The organism is Gluconobacter japonicus, assembly GCF_002723975.1.
In the GTDB taxonomy this organism is placed as follows: domain Bacteria; phylum Pseudomonadota; class Alphaproteobacteria; order Acetobacterales; family Acetobacteraceae; genus Gluconobacter; species Gluconobacter japonicus.
In genome coordinates this window covers 67,308-85,352 of record NZ_BEWO01000013.1, presented here as the reverse complement: position 1 = coordinate 85,352, position 18,045 = coordinate 67,308, and the positions used below count along the sequence as shown (strand labels likewise).

At 56.9% G+C, this 18,045-nt stretch carries 20 protein-coding genes; 11 read left to right on the top strand and 9 right to left on the bottom strand.

What is annotated here, in order from left to right:
* From GJA01_RS10200 to mltG, 8 genes are all read left to right on the top strand, one after another.
* A partial coding sequence (locus GJA01_RS10200) for a carbohydrate porin (protein ID WP_145993786.1) occupies window positions 1–499 on the top strand: 499 nt, incomplete at its 5' end.
* A 118-nt stretch (window positions 500–617) separates the two neighbouring features.
* Entirely contained in the window at window positions 618–1,496 is an 879-nt protein-coding gene (locus GJA01_RS10195; RefSeq protein WP_062502857.1) for a class I SAM-dependent methyltransferase, read from the top strand.
* A 23-nt stretch (window positions 1,497–1,519) separates the two neighbouring features.
* A complete protein-coding gene (locus GJA01_RS10190) occupies window positions 1,520–2,266 on the top strand; it encodes a DUF2987 domain-containing protein (RefSeq protein WP_253783162.1) in 747 nt (248 codons plus the stop codon).
* A 71-nt stretch (window positions 2,267–2,337) separates the two neighbouring features.
* Complete coding sequence (fabD, locus tag GJA01_RS10185) at window positions 2,338–3,282, top strand: ACP S-malonyltransferase (protein ID WP_062502862.1); 945 nt, start codon at window positions 2,338–2,340, stop codon at window positions 3,280–3,282.
* 12 nt (window positions 3,283–3,294) lie between these two features.
* Window positions 3,295–4,035 carry a 3-oxoacyl-[acyl-carrier-protein] reductase gene (fabG, locus tag GJA01_RS10180; protein ID WP_062025018.1) on the top strand — a complete coding sequence of 247 codons (741 nt, stop codon included), beginning with the start codon at window positions 3,295–3,297 and terminating at the stop codon, window positions 4,033–4,035.
* A 204-nt stretch (window positions 4,036–4,239) separates the two neighbouring features.
* On the top strand, window positions 4,240–4,479 hold the full coding sequence (locus GJA01_RS10175) for an acyl carrier protein (protein WP_010502512.1): 240 nt from the start codon (window positions 4,240–4,242) through the stop codon (window positions 4,477–4,479).
* Between the two features lie 122 nt (window positions 4,480–4,601).
* Window positions 4,602–5,885: a beta-ketoacyl-ACP synthase II gene (gene fabF, locus GJA01_RS10170; RefSeq protein ID WP_061929277.1), complete on the top strand. Its 1,284-nt coding sequence runs from the start codon at window positions 4,602–4,604 to the stop codon at window positions 5,883–5,885.
* 18 nt (window positions 5,886–5,903) lie between these two features.
* A complete protein-coding gene (gene mltG / locus GJA01_RS10165) occupies window positions 5,904–6,941 on the top strand; it encodes an endolytic transglycosylase MltG (protein ID WP_062502863.1) in 1,038 nt (345 codons plus the stop codon).
* A gap of 43 nt (window positions 6,942–6,984) precedes the next feature.
* Here mltG and GJA01_RS10160 read toward each other — a convergent pair whose 3' ends face one another.
* The 3 genes from GJA01_RS10160 to GJA01_RS10150 form a co-directional block, all read right to left on the bottom strand.
* Complete coding sequence (locus GJA01_RS10160) at window positions 6,985–7,860, bottom strand: lipid-binding SYLF domain-containing protein (RefSeq protein WP_062025022.1); 876 nt, start codon at window positions 7,858–7,860, stop codon at window positions 6,985–6,987.
* Window positions 7,861–7,950: 90 nt separating this feature from the next.
* Window positions 7,951–8,739: an inositol monophosphatase family protein gene (locus GJA01_RS10155; RefSeq protein WP_062502865.1), complete on the bottom strand. Its 789-nt coding sequence runs from the start codon at window positions 8,737–8,739 to the stop codon at window positions 7,951–7,953.
* 11 nt (window positions 8,740–8,750) lie between these two features.
* Window positions 8,751–9,278, bottom strand: a complete 528-nt coding sequence (locus GJA01_RS10150; RefSeq protein ID WP_026017481.1) for an MmcB family DNA repair protein — start codon at window positions 9,276–9,278, stop codon at window positions 8,751–8,753.
* 81 nt (window positions 9,279–9,359) lie between these two features.
* Between GJA01_RS10150 and GJA01_RS10145 the strand changes: the two genes are divergently transcribed.
* On the top strand, window positions 9,360–10,250 hold the full coding sequence (locus GJA01_RS10145) for a glucosamine inositolphosphorylceramide transferase family protein (RefSeq protein ID WP_062502867.1): 891 nt from the start codon (window positions 9,360–9,362) through the stop codon (window positions 10,248–10,250).
* Here GJA01_RS10145 and GJA01_RS10140 read toward each other — a convergent pair.
* The 6 genes from GJA01_RS10140 to GJA01_RS10115 are packed head-to-tail and all read right to left on the bottom strand — an operon-like array spanning window position 10,216 to window position 16,012.
* Window positions 10,216–11,316 carry a glycosyltransferase gene (locus GJA01_RS10140; RefSeq protein ID WP_062502869.1) on the bottom strand — a complete coding sequence of 367 codons (1,101 nt, stop codon included), beginning with the start codon at window positions 11,314–11,316 and terminating at the stop codon, window positions 10,216–10,218. The genes GJA01_RS10145 and GJA01_RS10140 overlap by 35 nt on opposite strands.
* Window positions 11,313–12,068 carry a nucleotidyltransferase family protein gene (locus GJA01_RS10135; RefSeq protein ID WP_062502871.1) on the bottom strand — a complete coding sequence of 252 codons (756 nt, stop codon included), beginning with the start codon at window positions 12,066–12,068 and terminating at the stop codon, window positions 11,313–11,315. Before GJA01_RS10135 ends, GJA01_RS10140 begins: the two co-directional genes overlap by 4 nt.
* On the bottom strand, window positions 12,065–12,862 hold the full coding sequence (locus GJA01_RS10130; protein WP_062502873.1) for a sterol desaturase family protein: 798 nt from the start codon (window positions 12,860–12,862) through the stop codon (window positions 12,065–12,067). Before GJA01_RS10130 ends, GJA01_RS10135 begins: the two co-directional genes overlap by 4 nt.
* Window positions 12,859–13,959, bottom strand: a complete 1,101-nt coding sequence (locus GJA01_RS10125; protein WP_062015492.1) for an LptF/LptG family permease — start codon at window positions 13,957–13,959, stop codon at window positions 12,859–12,861. Before GJA01_RS10125 ends, GJA01_RS10130 begins: the two co-directional genes overlap by 4 nt.
* Window positions 13,956–15,107, bottom strand: a complete 1,152-nt coding sequence (locus tag GJA01_RS10120; protein WP_061929292.1) for an LptF/LptG family permease — start codon at window positions 15,105–15,107, stop codon at window positions 13,956–13,958. The genes GJA01_RS10125 and GJA01_RS10120 overlap by 4 nt, the downstream gene beginning before the upstream one ends.
* Entirely contained in the window at window positions 15,104–16,012 is a 909-nt protein-coding gene (locus GJA01_RS10115; RefSeq protein WP_062502875.1) for a metallophosphoesterase family protein, read from the bottom strand. Before GJA01_RS10115 ends, GJA01_RS10120 begins: the two co-directional genes overlap by 4 nt.
* Before the next feature lie 124 nt (window positions 16,013–16,136).
* On the opposite strand from GJA01_RS10115, the gene GJA01_RS10110 reads away from it, so the two are divergent.
* Together GJA01_RS10110 and GJA01_RS10105 are read left to right on the top strand one after the other, a co-directional pair.
* A complete protein-coding gene (locus GJA01_RS10110; protein ID WP_062502877.1) occupies window positions 16,137–17,087 on the top strand; it encodes a diacylglycerol/lipid kinase family protein in 951 nt (316 codons plus the stop codon).
* On the top strand, window positions 17,080–18,024 hold the full coding sequence (locus tag GJA01_RS10105) for a hypothetical protein (protein WP_062502879.1): 945 nt from the start codon (window positions 17,080–17,082) through the stop codon (window positions 18,022–18,024). The genes GJA01_RS10110 and GJA01_RS10105 overlap by 8 nt, the downstream gene beginning before the upstream one ends.
* Window positions 18,025–18,045: the final 21 nt, after the last annotated feature.

Sequence of the window (18,045 nt, the reverse complement as noted above, 5' to 3'; positions counted from 1 at the left end):
CCATCTGTATGGTGGATCTTATGCGGTTACGGGGCTGGCGCAGAAGAAGCGGAGTGCTTCCTGGTCGACATGGGTCATGCTGGATCAGCAGTTCCTTCACTATAAGGCCAAAGGGTCTGGCCTGACTGGAATGGCTGGTCTCATTTACAATGATCCCCATACGTCGCTACGGCGCTATCTGGTTTACGGGGCACTTATCAATCGCGGTTTCTTTGCGTCCCGTCCTTACGATACGCTGGGCTTTTCCCTGACTTATACGAAGATTGCGTCCGGTGTCAGCCGGACCGAAGCAGCTCTCATTCGGAAGGGAGGGACGCTTCCCAATCATGCAACCGGGGTACAGAGGGACACGGTCGTGATGGAATTCAACTATGCAATTCATGTTGTGAGAGGTGTTATTTTCACGCCGCTCTTCGAATATTACATTCATCCGAATGCCCAATATAACCTTCGGGATGCGGCTTTGCTGGGGTTCAAAAGCCATATCCAGTTCATGTGAAAAGGATTTCTGGACGGATTGAGGGAAGCGAGTTGCCCCGGAAAGCGTCCTCGGTCGGTTCTCTTGTTGGAGAAGATACGTTAATTAATCGTTACTGACATGGCGTAACGGTAGAAGAATGACTCATTCCGACAGGACGGATGCGGTTTTTGAGGCATTTCACAGTCTCAGCGACGAAGAATGGCTGCATGTTCTGACGGCTTCCGTTTCAACACGGGAGGTGTGTGGTGTTCGGATGCCCGACTTTCCCCCAGACGATATTCAACGTGAAATTCATGGTCATCATGGAGAAGTCTCTATCCACGAAGCTCATGTTTTCTACAGGGAAATCAAGGCTTACTGTGCCTATGCCGGTCGGCCTGTTCGGCCTGAGACAGCTCTGCTGGATTTCGGGTGCGGTTGGGGGCGTACGGCGCGTCTGTTCATGAAGGATGTTCGCCCACAGTCTCTTGTGAGTGTGGAAAATACGGATCGTTTTCTCATGGCCGCGCGTCGTGCCAATCCGTTTCTGAGCTTTCTTCAGGCTGGGCCCGTGCCTCCACTTCCGATGGTGTCTGAAAGTCTGGACCTAGTGACGTCCTGGTCCACCTTTTCCCATCTGGACGAATTTTTGTCTGGTCAGTGGATGCAGGAGTTCTACCGTCTCCTGAAACCTGGCGGATTGGTTGTCATGACAACGCAAAGTCGGCGGTTTTTGGCGTTCTGCGCAGAGCAGCGCTTGCGTCGGGCGTCTGGGATGCGGCTGGAACATCCCTGGCACGAAGCCTGTGCGGACAGTTTCGTCGACGAGGCCCGTGCCAATTCGGATTTCGAGGCCGGTCGGTTTTTGCATGCCTCTTCCGCAAAGCCTCCACATTTTCAGGCGCATTATGGCGAAGCCATTATTCCCCGGAATTATGTTCTGAAGGCATGGGGCGGTCTTTTCCGCATGATCGAGTATCTGGATAATCCTGTACGCTTGCCGCAGGTTCTGATTGTCTTGCAGAAGATTGGATAAGACATCATTTGTCATGAATGGGTATGATGATCAGCATCTTTCGGACAGTCGGTCTTGTAACTGCTTTCTTCTGTCTCCCGGTGTATGCTGTTTACGCTGCTGATGAGCATGTGACCGTCTCGGGAAAACCTGTTGTTCGCGTGGCGACCTACAAAGATGTCGCGCATTTTTATGAACGCTTCGAGAAATTTCCGGCTGCGGCGCGTGAGGGAATATCGCTTCATTTCACGGGTGAGTTGCTGCCGGATCACGAGATTCCGTCAAAAGCGCGGCTCGTCATCCACAGCAGGCAGGGTGATATTCCACTATTTTTCGGAACAGACCGGGAGATGCACTTCCCGCGTGCCACCCAATTGGCATCAGAAAATCCTCCAATTCTTCAGACAGAGTCGATTGGTCATAATGTTCGGACAGAACTGTCTCTTCGCGTGGAAGTGCCGCAGGGGGATAGGTTTACAGGCGTTCAGGCACGCCACTGGCTGACGCAAATCAATGCCTGTATTCGGGATCTGACAGGCATGATCCTGTCCTGGTTCATGCCTGATGCGCATCGGCTTAAGATTGACCTTGCTCCCGGTGCGCGTTTTGAGGCCGTGACCAGCGGTCATGTGACCATACTGGCCAACAACGAGGGGAAAGAACCCATGATAATCCTGTTGCGTCCGCAGGATTATCCGGAAGACACGATTTTCCGCTCCAGCAAGCCTTTTGCTCAGGTTCGCGTCAGAATTCCGGGAGACGCGTATCTGACGTTCACGCCTGACAGATAACGCAGGATTTGACAGAACGCGCATGAAACAGCATCACCCTGAGCCTGTTTTTCATGCCAGCAGGGGGCTCCATGTCCGTTCACGCTTTTGTCTTTCCCGGTCAGGGCAGCCAGTCAGTTGGAATGGGGCAGGCCCTGCATGATGCCTTTGCCTCGTCTCGCGCCGTCTTTCAGGAAGTCGATGACGCTCTGGGCCAGAACCTTTCCAAGCTCATGTTCACCGGCGATGCTGATGAACTGACCCGGACGGAGAATACGCAGCCAGCTCTGTTCGCCGTTTCTCTGGCGACTGTTCGTGCCCTGGAATCCGAAGGGGGTTTTGCCCTGACCGACAAGGCGGCGCTGGTAGCGGGTCATTCACTTGGTGAATATTCCGCACTTGCGGCTGCCGGGACGTTGGGGATTGCGGAGGGGGCACGTCTTCTGCGTTTGCGCGGTCAGGCCATGCAGCGTGCAGTTCCGGCTGGTGAGGGCGGCATGGCTGCTCTGCTGGGTGTCGAAGCCGAGCAGGCCCAGTCAATCTGCGATGATGCCGCTCAGGGGCAGATCCTTGAGATCGCCAATGACAATGGTGGTGGCCAGATCGTAGTCTCCGGCCATATGGACGCAGTCGATCGTGCGATTTCCCTGGCCAAGGAGCGCGGAATCAAGCGCGCTGTAAAGCTTCCAGTCTCCGCGCCGTTCCATTCTTCGCTGATGGCTCCGGCCGCTCGTGAAATGGAAGAGGCTCTCGCCAAGGCGACATTGAATGCTCCTAAAGTGCCAGTGATTGCCAACGTCACGGCTGCCAAGGTGAACGACCCAGAGGCAATCCGTGATCTGCTCGTCAAGCAGGTGACGGGGACTGTTCGCTGGCGCGAGAGCGTGCAGGCCATCGCTGCCATGGGTGTGACGACTATGCACGAGTTGGGTTCAGGCAAGGTTCTCTGCGGTCTGGCTCGTCGTATTGCGCCGGATCTGGCAACAGACAATGCTGGTACCCCTGCTGAAATCGAAGCTCTGCTCAAGGCTCTGTAAGGACAACGACCCATGTTTTCTCTTTCTGGCAAGACCGCTCTCGTCACCGGCGCATCTGGCGGTATCGGTGCAGCTATCGCCCGTCAGCTTCACGCTCTTGGTGCAACGGTTGTTCTCAGTGGCACGCGTGAAGCAGCCCTGAAGGAACTGGCAGACAGCCTTGGTGAGCGCACGCATATTGCGGTTGCCAATCTGTCAGAGGCGTCCGAAGCTGATGGTCTCGTTGCCAAGGCTGAGGAAGTGGCCGGGGCACCGTTGGACATTCTGGTGAATAATGCCGGTCTGACGCGCGATACGCTTGCCATCCGTATGAAGGATAGTGACTGGTCGCAGGTCATGACGGTGGATCTGGAAAGCCCGTTCCGGCTGGCTCGTGCGGCTCTTAAGGGTATGCTGCGCCGTCGTGCCGGTCGTATCATTTCCATCGCATCCGTTGTTGGAACGACAGGGAACGCCGGTCAGGCCAACTATGCGGCTGCAAAGGCTGGTATCGTCGGCATGAGTAAGTCTCTGGCGCAGGAAGCTGGTCCGCGCGGTGTGACGGTCAATGTCGTGGCTCCTGGTTTCATTGAAACGCCGATGACGGATGTACTGTCCGAAGGTATTCGCGAGAAGCTGGTGGGCTCCATTCCGCTCGGTCGGATGGGAAACCCGGATGACGTCGCTGCGGCAGTGGTGTATCTGGCTTCTGACGAGGCTGCATGGGTCACCGGGACGACCCTGCACGTCAACGGTGGCATGGCCATGGTCTGAGACGCTTGGCGTTTCAGGTCAAAGCGTGCTAATCGCGCGCTGCTTTGCCCGGTCTGACGAAGGCCGATGTCCGGTTCGGCCGGTGGCAACGCCTTTCCGGAAGGAGAGGTGGCCTGCGCTGGAAGGTTCGAAAGGGCTTGCCGGACTGGCAGACGGCAAAACGAGTTTTTTGTAACGCCCGGCACGGGCAAAAGGAACGAACAGATGAGCGATATTGCTGACAAGGTAAAGAAGATCGTTGTCGAGCACCTCGGCGTTGAAGAAAGCAAGGTCACGCCGGATGCGTCTTTCATTGACGATCTGGGCGCAGACAGCCTCGATACGGTCGAGCTGGTCATGGCTTTCGAAGAAGCTTTCTCCGTCGAAATCCCGGAAGATGCAGCCGAGAAGATCGCCACCGTCAAGGATGCGATTGACTACATCGAAAAGCAGAAGGCTGCCTGAGGCGCTTTCGGGACTGGCTTCAGGCTGGTCCCATCCCGCCCTCCACAGGTAGGGGCGGATAAACGAAGTAGCCTTGAGGCTGCGACGTACTGGTCGTTTACAACGTGAGACATGAGGCATCGATGAGCGGGAATGCAAACAACGGAAGACGCGTCGTCGTTACCGGTATCGGTGTTGTCAGCCCACTTGCGGTGGGTGCGGAACTGACGTGGAAGCGTCTGATCGAAGGGCAGTCCGGTATCGGGCGTATCACCCATTTTGATCCTTCCGAACTCCCTGCGCAGGTCGCTGGTCAGGTTCCTGAGGGACCGACCGAAGAAGGCGGTCTCACGCTGTCTGACTGGGTGCCGGTCAAAGACCAGAAGAAAATGGATCGCTTCATCCATCTTGGTCTGGCCGCTGCCATCCAGGCCGTTGAAGACTCGGGCTGGAAGCCTGAGACGGAAGATGATCGCTGCGCTACTGGCGTGATGATCGGCTCCGGCATCGGCGGTCTGCAAACAATTTATGAAGGTTCTCTGACAGTTTCGAGCGGCAAGGCCCGTCGTCTGTCACCGTTCTTCATTCCATCTGCCCTTATCAATCTCATTTCCGGTCATCTTTCGATCCGTTACGGGTTCAAGGGACCGAACCACGCTGTCGTGACAGCCTGCGCAACGGGTGTACATGCCATAGGTGATGCGTCCCGTCTGATCCAGCATGGTGATGCAGACGTTATGATCGCTGGCGGTGCTGAGGCAGCCATCTGTGCTCTGGGCATTGCTGGCTTCTGCTCGGCCCGTGCGCTCTCCACCGGTTCTAATGACGATCCGAGCAAGGCTTCCCGCCCGTGGGACAAGGACCGTGACGGCTTCATCATGGGTGAGGGTGCCGGTGTGGTCGTTCTGGAAGAGTACGAGCATGCCAAGGCTCGTGGTGCCAAGATTTATGGTGAAATCGGCGGCTATGGCCTGTCCGGTGATGCCCATCACATCACAGCCCCGGCTGAAGGCCATGAAGGCGCGTTCCGTGCCATGAAGGCTGCGCTGAAGAACAGTGGCCTGCAGGTGTCGGATATCGACTACGTCAACGCCCACGGCACATCCACCATGGCTGACGATCTGGAACTGGATGCAGTTGAGCGTTTCTTCGGCGATCACGCCAAGAACATCGCCATGTCCTCCACGAAGTCTGCCATTGGTCATCTTCTGGGTGCCGCAGGTGCCGTGGAAGCGATCTTCTGCCTGCAGGCCATCCGTGACGGCATCGTGCCTCCCACGCTGAACCTTGAGAACCCGGCACGCGAGAGCGTTATTGATCGCGTGGCTCTCAAGGCTCAGAAGCGTAAGGTCGACGTGGCTCTGTCCAACAGCTTCGGGTTTGGTGGCACAAATGCCAGCATCATTCTGAAGCGCTGCGAGGGCTGAGCGGAGTTTCATTGGTCTATGCCTGACAGCCAGCCGGACGGCGAAGAAAACAAAACACCGCTTCTTCCCCCCAAGGCTGGCCGCAAGCTGGCAATCTTCATGGCGCCGCTGCTCTGTATTGCGGCAGCGGTCGCCGGATATGGGCATTACACCGATCCCGGTCCTCTGCCTGAAGCCAAAGCGTTCGTGATTCCTCATGGCAATAATGCCACGGTTACGAAGGCACTTCAGGCAGACGGTATCCTGTCACCAACATGGGCTTCTGGCGCATTCTTCCGTATTTCGGCCCTTCTGACCCACCGTGACGGTCAGATTCATGCGTCTGAGTTCCAGTTTCCCTCCCGTGTTTCTGTCGCGCATGTCCTTGAGATTCTGCGTCATGGCAAACCTGTCTCTCATTCCTTGACGGTTCCTGAAGGTCTGACGGCCAAGAAGATTGAGGACATCATCCGTAAGGCGCCCGTGTTGACGGGAGATGTTCCTGAAATTGCTGAGGGAACGGTTCTGCCCCAGACGATTGCCTATGTGTGGGGAACACCCCGGCAGGCCATCGTGGATCGTCTGCGCCGCATGATGGACAAGCAGCTTCAGGCAAGCTGGGAAAAACGGGATGTGGAAGCGCTGGATGGCCTGATCCAGAGCCCACAGGAGCTTCTGACGCTGGCCTCCCTGATCGAGCGGGAGACGGGCGTGCCCTCAGAGCGACCGATGGTGGCACGAGTTTTTTTGAATCGCCTCAAACTCGGAATGCGTCTTCAGACGGATCCAAGTGTGATTTATGGCCTGAGTGACGGGCTTGGAACGCTGGATCGTCCGCTTTTGCATGAAGATCTGCAAACGCCGGGTCCGTATAATACCTATCTTGAAGCCGGCCTGCCGCCGGGGCCAATCTGCTCTCCTGGGATCACATCTCTGGAAGCTGCTGCGCATCCAGCGGAAAGCAAGGCTCTTTATTTTGTCGCCACAGGTGAGGGCGGGCACAATTTTGCGGAGACCCTGCAGGAGCAGGATCAGAATATAAGGGCTTATCGAGCAAAAACCGCTTCACCTGAATGAGGCGAGAAACCCCGCTTTCCAAGGAAGGCGGGGTTTTCCGTTTTTAGTGCACTGGCGCGAGAGACGAGCTCTGTACGCCGCGCGTCTGTGTGCTGTAAGGGCGCGACGTGTCGTAGTTGCTCGGATATGGGCTGCTGCTTACGGGATCAACGTCTGTTGTGGCACTCTGTGAAGCCGGGGCCGTGGCGGCTGTAGCGTGAGCAGTCGAAGCGGTTGGCAGCTTGGCGACATTCATCAGCATACGGCGGAGCGGATCTGCCGATGGATTGTTTACACGCATGGTGATGATAATGTCTTCGGGCCCAACGGTCTGATTGTAATACGCCCGGTTTGCACCACTATCCACTGTCAGCTTCGAGCCGCCAAGAGAAAGCCCTGCATAAAGGCCCTGTGCTTTCTGCGCGGCGTAGATATCCGTATTTTTGGCGCCTGCCGTGCTGCTTTCAGCGCCGGTTCCGATGGTTGCGAACGAAGCGGAAGCCGTTGCATCAAACTTGAACTGGCTGTCCAGCAGGGCCTGAATCCCATGCTGGGACATGATGAAGAAGATCATTTCGGAACTCTGCACGCCCGCCTGGATGCCGAGCGAACCTGAGCTCAGACGATAGAATGCCGGATCAGACCACGAACCACGCGCATCCCGGCTCATGAGAACGCAGCGACCACCCGAACCGCCGAGCCCGAAAGACATATTCAGCACGGAGGGGCACACCATCACAGCCTTGGCCTGAGCGAGTAATTGCTGGGACCGGGAGGTTGACGTGGTTTTTGCAAACAGGTCCTGAAGGGCGATTGTCGCCTTGTCGACAACGATCTGCTGTTCGCTGGCTGTGGTGGTAGAGGTACCAGAGCACGCCGCGAGCGTTGCACACCCTGTGGCGGCAAGAACGGTCGAACGCAGGAGACCGGACAGGGTCATAAAGCTTACCTTCTGCTAACGGCAAAATTGAAGTCTTCCCGCACTATGCGGGAAATACGGCCAAATCACGAATAGGGAACGGAGGAGAGGTCAGATTTCCACCTGAACTGCGTCTGAAAGTACTTTGGCAATGCCGGGAGCAGCCGCAAGAATGGTGGCTCCGCCCGTCAGGCCTCCAGTCTGGAGGAAGGGGGAAACAGCCGCGCCTGCTTCTTCCAGAATGATGAGAGCCGCCGCGACGTCCCAGAGCTGGATCACGATTTCCAGATAACCGTCACTGCGGCCACAGGCGACGTCCGTCAGCGCCAGAGCGCCGGAACCCCCTGAGCGTGGCATAGCGCCAAGGGCCATGATCGCGCCGATCTTTTCGCCGAAAAGTTCGGTTGAGACGCGGCTGGACCATCCCATTTCAATCATCGCTTCCTGAGGGTTACTGATTGGGGAGGCCTTGATAGGCTTACCGTTCAGGAAGGCGCCCTTGCCTTTCTGTGCTGTGAAAACTTCACCGAGCGCAGGCGCTTCGATAATGCCTGCAACGGGTTCGTCTCCCTTGAGAAGCCCCAGTGAAACGCACCACCGGTCACGGCCGCGCGCGAAGTTGGACGTTCCGTCAATCGGGTCCACAACCCAACGGAACTGGCCTTGACGCGTAACGCCGCCTTCCTCGCCCTGAAAACCATCTTCCGGGAAAAGATCCTGAATGCGTTTGCTGACCAGAGCCTCAACGGCCCCGTCAGCTTCCGTCAGGTAGTCCTGCCGTCCTTTCAGAGTACCCGTTGGTCCACCGGGAGCCGGGCGCATCGAGAGGGCAAGTGCGGCGGCATCGCGAACAACGCTGCGAGCAGCTTCAAGACGTACGGCGACAGGATCGAAACTCATTGGGGCATGTCCTATTCTGTGCGGCGCGCGGCACGCAGGGAGGCGGTAAGGGCGGGGTCTTCAAGAGACATCAGGCGGCTGGCCGCCGTTGTCGCAAACAGGTGCAGGATGGTCCTTCGGCGGGCCGCAGCAAGCTTGTGTTCCGCAGGTTCCCGGATGACGGCGCATTCCGCTACGATGCTGTGGAACAGGCTGTCTGGAACCATGCTGAGGCTGACCGTGATAATGCCAACGTCTTCGGGCAGGACGTGCAGCGGAAAGCCGTCATCCACGGCAAAGAACAGTCTGTCCGACCAGCTTCGATAGTCGGACCATTTCTGGTCCGTCTGAAAATCACGGATGCCGGATTTGATCTCGATACAGGTCAGGCTGTGATCTGGCAGAAGCGCCATGACGTCCGCCCGACGCCCTGCGGACGGAAGGGAAAATTCATTGATCGCGGCCCAGCCCATGGTACGGCAAAGTCCCAGAACAGCCCGCCTTATGGCGAGTTGCCTTTCTGGAAAACCGGGTGTCATCTCGGAAAGAACCGAACTCATGGTTTCATATTGCCCCGATCTGCGCTTTACGTCTGCCCCTGTTCTCGTTTTTCCCTGTTTGTATTTTCAAGGAGAGTCGGCATGCCGTTTCTGCGCACGGACCACTGGCGTTGTGCCATCATCCACGCTCATCTGGCCGATCTGATCCGGGCGGGAAGCCTGAACGGATTTGAGGTTACAACGCTTCCAGACATTGGAGATCACCGGTTTCTCGCAGATCCGTTTGGATTATGGCGTGGCGCAAGGCTGCATGTTTTTGCGGAAGCCTATGATTATCGCAGCCCGAAAGGCGTTATCGAGGTGTTGGTCTATGACAGCACCGGACGGCTGATCGAGCGCGAGGAAGTCCTGCGCGAAGATTGGCATCTTTCTTATCCCTATGTGTTCGAGCATGAGGGAGAGACGTATCTACTGCCAGAAGCCAGTGCGTCCGGACGATTGACACTCTACCGGGCGACACAATTTCCTTTGGGGTGGGAAAAGGTCGAGGCATTCGATTTTCCCGACGCTGCCATCGACGCGACGCCCTTTTACCATGCCGGACGCTGGTGGATGTTTTGGACGCCTGCCGGTACGCGGGAAGAGCGTCAGTCAACGCTGTATCTTTCGGTGGCTGATGACCTTGTAGGGCCGTGGACCTCATTGGGTCTTTTCCTGAATGATAGAGCAGGCGCGCGTCCGGGTGGTACTCCTATCGTGGTCGATGGCGAAATCTTCCTTCCGACCCAAGACTGCCGTGGCACATACGGTCGGGGTATCCGTCTGTTAAAGATCGAAGGACTGGAACGCGGATTACCAAAGGTTACGCCCGACGCGGTTCTGGATGCGCCTGCCGTGCTCCGTCGCCGCTTCCCGGACGGTTTCCACACGCTCTCTGCGGCAGGGCAGGTGACCCTTGTCGACGTGAAGCGCGTGGGGTTCGGTCCAAAGCGGGACCTTATGAATGTGAAGCGTCGTCTCGGGCTGGGCTGAAGCCCGGCAGCCGGTCCAGAACCGCATTGCCCTGCCGCAGGAAGGCGTCGGGGCCAAAGCGGTCCAGCACGCGTTTACGGGATAGAACCCCCATGGTGTGCAGCTTTTTCGGGTGCATGATGAGTTCTGCAATGGCGCTGGCCAGAACAGGGGCATTGTTAAACGGCACGACCAGGCCGGAATGCCCATCATCCATGGTATGCGGGATCTCACCGGCCGGGGTCGCGATCACAGGTAATCCGCAAGCCATCGCTTCGTGAGCAGCGACGCACATGCCTTCCCAATGAGAAGGCTGAACATACAGGTGCAGGGTCGGCAGAAAGCTGAAAGGGTCTTCACAGTGACCGAGGAAATCGACAGGTAATTTCTTGTCCTGCACAATTTTTTCAAGCGCCTCCCGTTCCGGGCCATCACCGGCTAATGCCACTCGATAGGGCGGCAGGTCCGGGTGATCGCGCAGAAGGTCCAGTGCTTCGAACAGCAGGTCGTATCCTTTAACCGCGTGGAGGCGCCCGAGACTTCCGATCCGGACAATTTTTCCCTTTTTCCAAGCCGTTGCCTTCGGGCTGGCTGGATTTGCCCGGAAAATGGGCCAGGTCATGATTTTGCCTCGTAGACCCAGACTCTTTCGTGAAAAGCTCTCAACCGTCGGTGAATCCGCAACCCAGAGTGCGGCTTTCCGGCATAGCAGGCGCAGCAGGATGCTGTTGGCCTTCTTCAGGCGGGCGGAGTGCTGCCAATGAACGGCAGGGACGCTCAGCTTGTTAGCTGCCCGCTGGCCCAGAAGGGTTGCGCGCGTCAGGGACGTCCAGATCAGATCGGGCTGGAAGGCGTCCATTTCATCGCGAAGCCAGCGCCATGCGGCCAGATGGTCTTTCTTGCCGCCGGAGCGGACGTGAACCTTGATGCCCTGCTTTTCCAGAACGGGGATAGCAAGACCGTCACGTTTCTCGAGGCTGAACACCGTGACTTCGCCGCCCCGACTTTGAAGAACGGAGATGATGTCAGGGATGGGAAGCTGCGCACCCCCACATTCCAGAGAATTGATAACGTAGGCAATTTTCATGAGGATCGCTGTGCCAGAAGCTCTTCGGCCAGAGTAAGATCGGCTGGCTTGTCGACATCCACGGCGGCCTGACCGTCCGACAAGGGTACAAGACGGACGCGCGCGCCTGTCAGGGTTTCGATACGCTGACAGAGCGCTTTGGAATCCAGACGGCCCAAAAGGGCGCGAAGAAGGGTTCCAAAACCAAGCGTCCGCGCCATTTTTAACGGGCGCTTGCGGTCTTTCTGCAAGCGCTTCCAGAGTTCCACAACAGCTTCGGCGCTTGGCGTTCCCATCCAAAAAAGATTGCACCCCGAAAAGCTCATATCTGACAGTCGGATATAGGTACGCTTCGTGTTGGGAACATCCCGCTCGACAGTGGCTTTAAGTGCAACGCCTACGGCTAGATCGCAGTCCTGGGTTTTCCCGAGGAATTCAGTGATCCACTCGGGCCGTAGCAGCGCATGATCTGCCGTGGTGACAAGGCAAGGGGTACCAATGTGGTTTAGCGCCTCAGCAACACTCTCACTGGGGGAGGCGGCGGCTTTTAGAATCTTAGCCGTACCAGCAATGTCACGGATGCGATCGGGTGCTTCAATGCTGATAGTAACAGGGCCGAGACCGGGCGTGAGTGCAAGCGCTCTGAGAACACGCCCAAGCATGGGCTCTCCAGCAACGGGAAGAAGCGCTTTGTGAGACACTTTTCCGAGCTGGGCGAGAACGTCCCGTTCACCATCACGGGAGCCAGCAAGAACCAGAACCGGAAGAGTCACGCCGTGCGACTGCGATCAGAGGCAGGGCGAGCACCGTCTGGGCGGTCCTTCGGGGGAGAACCTGTGAGATCCATCACCCAAGGGTAGCGCTTGGCTTCTTCAATATCATAGCCGAGGTTGAAGACGTGCTGACTCCGGGCGCGATCGCGGGCTTCCCGATAGAAACTTCCAAACAGGCGATCCGGCACATAGTTCGTAATGCCGTAATTGCCGTCTTCATCGTGAAAATGATGCAGGACATGAAGCTGCTTGATATGCGCCACCCATTTCCAGCGTGGCTTGTAGGCCAGGTGCTGGATGCAGTGGAAGAACTCGTAAATGCACGTCATGATCAGCGCTGTGGAAAGAGCACAGAACGCACCGCTCCAGCCGCTGATGAGATACCCGATTGGCATGGTGATGATCGCCATTGTCGGAACCGTGTTGAGCGGAGAGCCGAACAGCACATCCAGAAGATGGGGGTCCTGATGATGATCGAAATGGATGCGCTTCCACAGCGCAGCGGTCCAGTGGTTCCGATAGAGCCAGCGTCCATGGAGGATGTAGCGATGGATCATGTACCAGGCCAGAGGATACACGGCGATGACGACTGGTACAGGGATCAGCGTCTTCCAGAGACTGTGCGAGAAATGCAGGGCGCCGAAAGCGGCGGCAAGGATCAGCGCGAAGTACAACAGGATCGTAGGGTAGGTGAGATAGGCAATCCACAACTGGGGTAGCGACATCTTGCCAAGATCAAAACTGCGACCTGTGCGCAGGGACGACATGTTATGCCAGGGTTTGGATGTGCTCATTTTCCCTCCAGCCGCAGAATCCAGGTCAACCCGAGGAGGGCGCCCAGCAGCGGTCCCGCACTGGCCGCCAGTGGCGCGGCAAGCGTCCCGGCGTTTCCGAGTGCGGAAATCATTCCTTGCAGGATTACAAAACCCATCCCGGCCGCCAGTACGTAGACCGGAAGTGGATTTCGAAGTCCTGCCCGTGGAGGGATATAGATCACTGGCAGCGCCAATAGAAGCATTACTGCAATCTGAAGAGGAAGAATAATCCCGCTGAACAGGGCCATACGATAGGTCGCACGGGGCAGACTGGCAGGCGCTCCCTTATGAAGGATAGCCCCGATCTGCGCTGGGGTAACAGCAGCATTGTCCTCGGAGAGGGTCATGATCATCTTTGGAGTGGCAGGGATGTTGAAGTCACTGTCGCCGTTCGTCACTTTCACAAATGCGCCATTATCTGTGAGAGTAAGGTCCTGTGCATCCGTCGGGTGCCAGACACCACCCTCATAGGACAGGGTTGCAGCATGTTCCGTGCCGCTCAGAAGGCCACTGGCGTCCCGGTGATAAATGGTCACATCTCGCAGGAACGTTCCGCCGTGGGCATACTGGCCGATGCGCACAAGTGTCGGTCCGGCACGGAACCACAGGATGCGCTTTGCCGGTGTGTCGGGTTTGGCTGCATCCGGGTCGGTTTTGTTCCACCAGGTAGCAAGCGCATTTTCACATGGCGGGATAACCCAGTATTGCATGGCTGTCGCAGTGAGGCCGACAATCAGAACGGCGGGTAAAAACCGTTGATAAAGTCCTACAGTTGAAAGCCCCGATGCCCGAAGTGCAGCCATTTCTGACGAGAGCGCCATTTGCATCAGCAGAAAGAGCGCACCAATCATGAACGCCAAGGGCATGATCTCGACGCTCAGGGCAGGCAGATGCAACAGGGCAAACGTCAGGATGCCGCGAAAGCCCAGATTCCGGTTCAGGATCGGCGTTGTTTTCTCAAGCAGAGCGAGAATTTCGAGCAAGGAAACAAGAACCGCGCCGCACAGCAGGAAGCGCCCCAGAAGGGCGCGGTTAAGGTAGCGGTACAGAACGTGTTGTGGTGCGTGTGCAGTCATGACGGGCGGACCAGCTTGCGGCGTCTCCAGGAACCGCGCGACCGACGAAGCAGCGTGGCCGGGCAGGCAATACAGAAAAGGGCCAATGGAACCCAGATGGCCAGCCAGATCGGGAGACGACCTGTGGCAGCCAGACTATGGCCGAACATCAGGGTTTGATCGAACCCTACCAGAATGGCGGCAACGGCGATTAGTCCCCAGACCGATCTGCGTCGTCTGGAGCCAATGGCAAGTGCTACAGCCAGCGGAGGAATAAAGGGAATGGCGAGAGCGTGTGCCACGCGAAAATCCATTTCCGCACGCAATGTTCGATATTCGATGCCCGGAACGCCATAACGCAGGTCATGGGCCAGTTCGAAAAGCGTCAATTCACGTTCGTCTGCTCCGCGGGAACGGAAAGAGTTTTCCTGGGTAGGATGATCAATGACCCGAACGACATGAGAGAAATGCGTGACGGTTGGCTTGTAATTGGCGCGATTGGGAAAAGGGTCGTCAACAATCTCGCCATTCCATAGATCAAGCTGTGTGCTGCGCAGGGTGTTGGAAATGGTGAGTTGGCCTGTTCGAGCCGTAATGATGTGAGCAATGCCGTTTTTGTTGACTTCCCGAATGAAGATGCGCTTCATCCGCGTCCCGGCATGACTGACATTGTCAGCCGTCATGACGGCCGTACTCGAGGTCGAGGCAAACATGCCGGCCTGAAGATGCGGAGCCCAGCCCGTGTGAGCCGCAAAATAGAAACCTGCACGGTAATCATAGCGCGCAACGGGCTGAATATATCCGTACAGCAGAACACTTACGGCGCCCAGCAGAAGACCGACGAACATAAACGGCCGACTGATTCTGAGAAGTGAAACCCGCCCGGCTTCAAGGGCATCAATCTCGTTGTTGTCACTCATGCCGCGAATAGTCAGAAAAACGGAAATACACAGGGCTGCGGGAAGGGCAATTCCAAAATAATGTGGGAGAAGGTCTGTCAGAAGCTTGATGCAGGTTGCCAGAGAGCTGCCTGCGGAAGCCAGATAGTCGAACAGAACCAGCAGTCGCTCAAGAAGAAGAGCGACCAGCATCGCAACGAGGGCAATGATGAACGGCGGTATCATCTGTGTCAGAAGATATCGGTCCAGAATGGTTGCGCGCTGCTTCATGTCCGGCTGTTCCGTGGGCGTACCCAGGACGCCTTTTCCGTAATGCGGCCATTGGGTCTATGACGTGCCATGTTAATCGCCCATCCGTTATCCTGCGGATGAATGGAAAGATGGTTCCAGCAGGCTTGCCGATGTTCCCGCTTGTCTGTCAGGGACGCGGAGGCAACGCCGAGCAGGGGAATATCTGTTCCGGGGATATGGGTCAGAGTGGCGTCATGAGAATGGCCATGCAGAACGATTTCAGCCCCTGCCTGCCTCAGGACGCGCGCAAAGGCCCTGTAATCATGGAGGGCTTTCCGCCACGTTACCAAACCACGTTTGGGCGGGTGGTGGATCATGACCACGCGGCATAATCCAGCTTCTCCAAGCCGGGTTAGGAGAGCTTCAAGTCTTGCAAGCTGCCTGCGTCCGACACGGCCATAAGCCATGAAAGGCGGTGTGGGCACACCAGAGTTTACGCCGACAACTGCCACGCCATCATGGATGCGCGCATAAGGATAGGATGCCGCAGACCATGTCTTCCACTGGAGGATGCCTCGCTCTGCGGGCTGCCGAATCATGCAATCATGATTTCCAGGAATAATCATGGCAGGGGCGGGAAGCTGTTTCAGCCAGTTCGCAGCCAGAGCAAATTCACCGGGTGTTCCAAAATTCGTCAGATCGCCACTGACCAGAATGGCATCCACGTCATTTTTGGCAATGTCGCCCACAATGGCTGCGCAGGTTGCTGCCAGATGGACATGGCGTCGATGTTTCTTCCAGGACAGGAGGCTGAGAGCACGCTTGTTGAGGGCATCCTGCCAGCGCACGGGAGGCGGCGGAAGATGGGGGTCTGACAGATGGGCCAAGGTGATGGCACGCGTCTCCCGCGGAGTGCGTGTTTCTGCGGGGAATTCGTGAGACATTGGAGAAATGCGGCCTTAGTCAGTCTTTCCAGCGGAAGGGGATGCCCGTATTCTGGTGGAACCATCATAGCCGTGCTAGACCCGCCCGCATAGCTCCGAACATAACGCGAAGAATTCCCTCATAGTGCGATTTGCTCTTATCCATAATGCCCGTAGTCGCAAGAACAGGCGCGGCGGCTCTGTCTTTGCCGCGGAAGCCAAGGCTCTTCTGGGTGAAAACTTTGTTCCGTCTGACAGTCGGGAAGGCATGACGGAGCATGTGCGTCATCTTTGCGCAAGGGATGTGCGGACAATCGTGATTGATGGCGGAGATGGTACGGTCAGCACGGCCCTGACGGCAATTGCGCGCGCTTATCCAGCCGACCGTTTGCCTGATATTGCCGTTCTGGCTTCCGGAAATACCAATCTGATTGCCAATGATGTCGGGTTCGGGCTGCGCGGAATGGAGGCGATCCAGCGCCTTCAGCAAGGAGCTGCTATGCGCTCCAGCATCCGCACACCGATCCGGTTGTCATGGCCGGAGACAGATCGTGTTCCGGTTCTGGGGCTTTTTGGGGGCTGTACAGGGTATGCACGGGCCGTCAGGGTGGCGCATTCTCCAACAGTAGTGCGTTTCGCTCCGCATGATCTGGCTGTTGGCTTTACGTTGCTGAGTACTGTTGTCAGCCTCATGTTTCGTAAAAGTCGGGAAAGCTGGCTCGCGGGTGAGCCTCTCAGGGTTGAAACCTCCGGTCATGCCTATGACGGAAACAGTTTCATGTTCCTGACGACTGGCCTGTCCAAACTTTCACGCGGAATCTGGCCCTTCTGGGATGCAGAGCCAAATGTCGAGGGGCTTCGCTATCTTGATGTCGGAGCTCATCCAGAGAATCTCTCACGCGCAACTGCTGCACTTCTGTGTGGTCGTGCACCCCGCTGGCTGCGTCGCCATCCGGACTATGTCAGTGGTCGGACAGACGATATGATGTTGACGACGAAAAGCGATTTCGTTCTGGATGGAGAGGTTTTTACTCCGTCCGAGCATGAGCAGATCCGCCTTGAGCGCGGACCGGCATTCCGTTTCCTCCATGCCTGACGCACTTGAAAAGTTTCTGATCGGGGAACTGACGACCCCGGTTCATCCGGATGTCGTGGCTTTTGCGGATGCTTTGGCATTGGCTTGCCCGCAGGTTCCTCTTGGCGTGCTGTTTTACGGCTCTGTCCTGAGGACGGAAGATTTCGAGGGCATTCTCGATTTCTATATTGTCACGGAAGATGCCTCCGGCTTTACGGGCGGACTAATCTCGCGAACGGGAAACCTTCTGTTACCGCCCAATGTGCGTTATGCGGAGTTTAAGGCCGGGCAGCGCATTTTACGGGCCAAGATCGCCGTTCTGTCACAACAGCAGTTTAAAGAGCGGACAACGCTCGGCACACTGGATACGACTCTGTGGGCCAGGTTTTGTCAGCCTGTCAGGCTCATCTGGGTGCGGGATGCAAAGGCAGCTGATACGCTGCTTGATCTGATTGCCCGATGCGTGACGACAGCGTCTTGCTGGGCGGCTCTTCTGGGGCAGCCGGGCATGACGGCTGTTGAATACTGGCAATCTCTTTTCGCGCGGACATATGCCTCTGAACTACGGGTTGAAAAGAAGGGGCGAGGGCATAGTCTGATCGTTGGTCAGGAAGCGCGGTTCGCTGCGATGCTCCCGCTGGGATGGGCACGGGCTCATTTGCGTTACTCGGCTACTGGTAACAGGTTGGAACCCGTTTTGTCTTTCTCCGCCCGTAAGCGTGCAGTTCGGCGATGGGGCCTGGTCGGGCAGACAGGGAAGCCTCGGAATGTGGCACGCCTGATAAAGGCGGCTTTTACTTTTGAGAACGGCGCATCGTATCTCGCGTGGAAAATCCAGCGCCATACAGGGTTGGATCTCAACCTCTCCGAAGCGGAAAGAAAGCATCCACTCTTATTTCTGCCTATTCTTCTGAAACGGATGCAGCGTTTGAGGAAGCAGTCTCAGACGCAAAACTGAGGCACAAAAAAAGGACCTCCG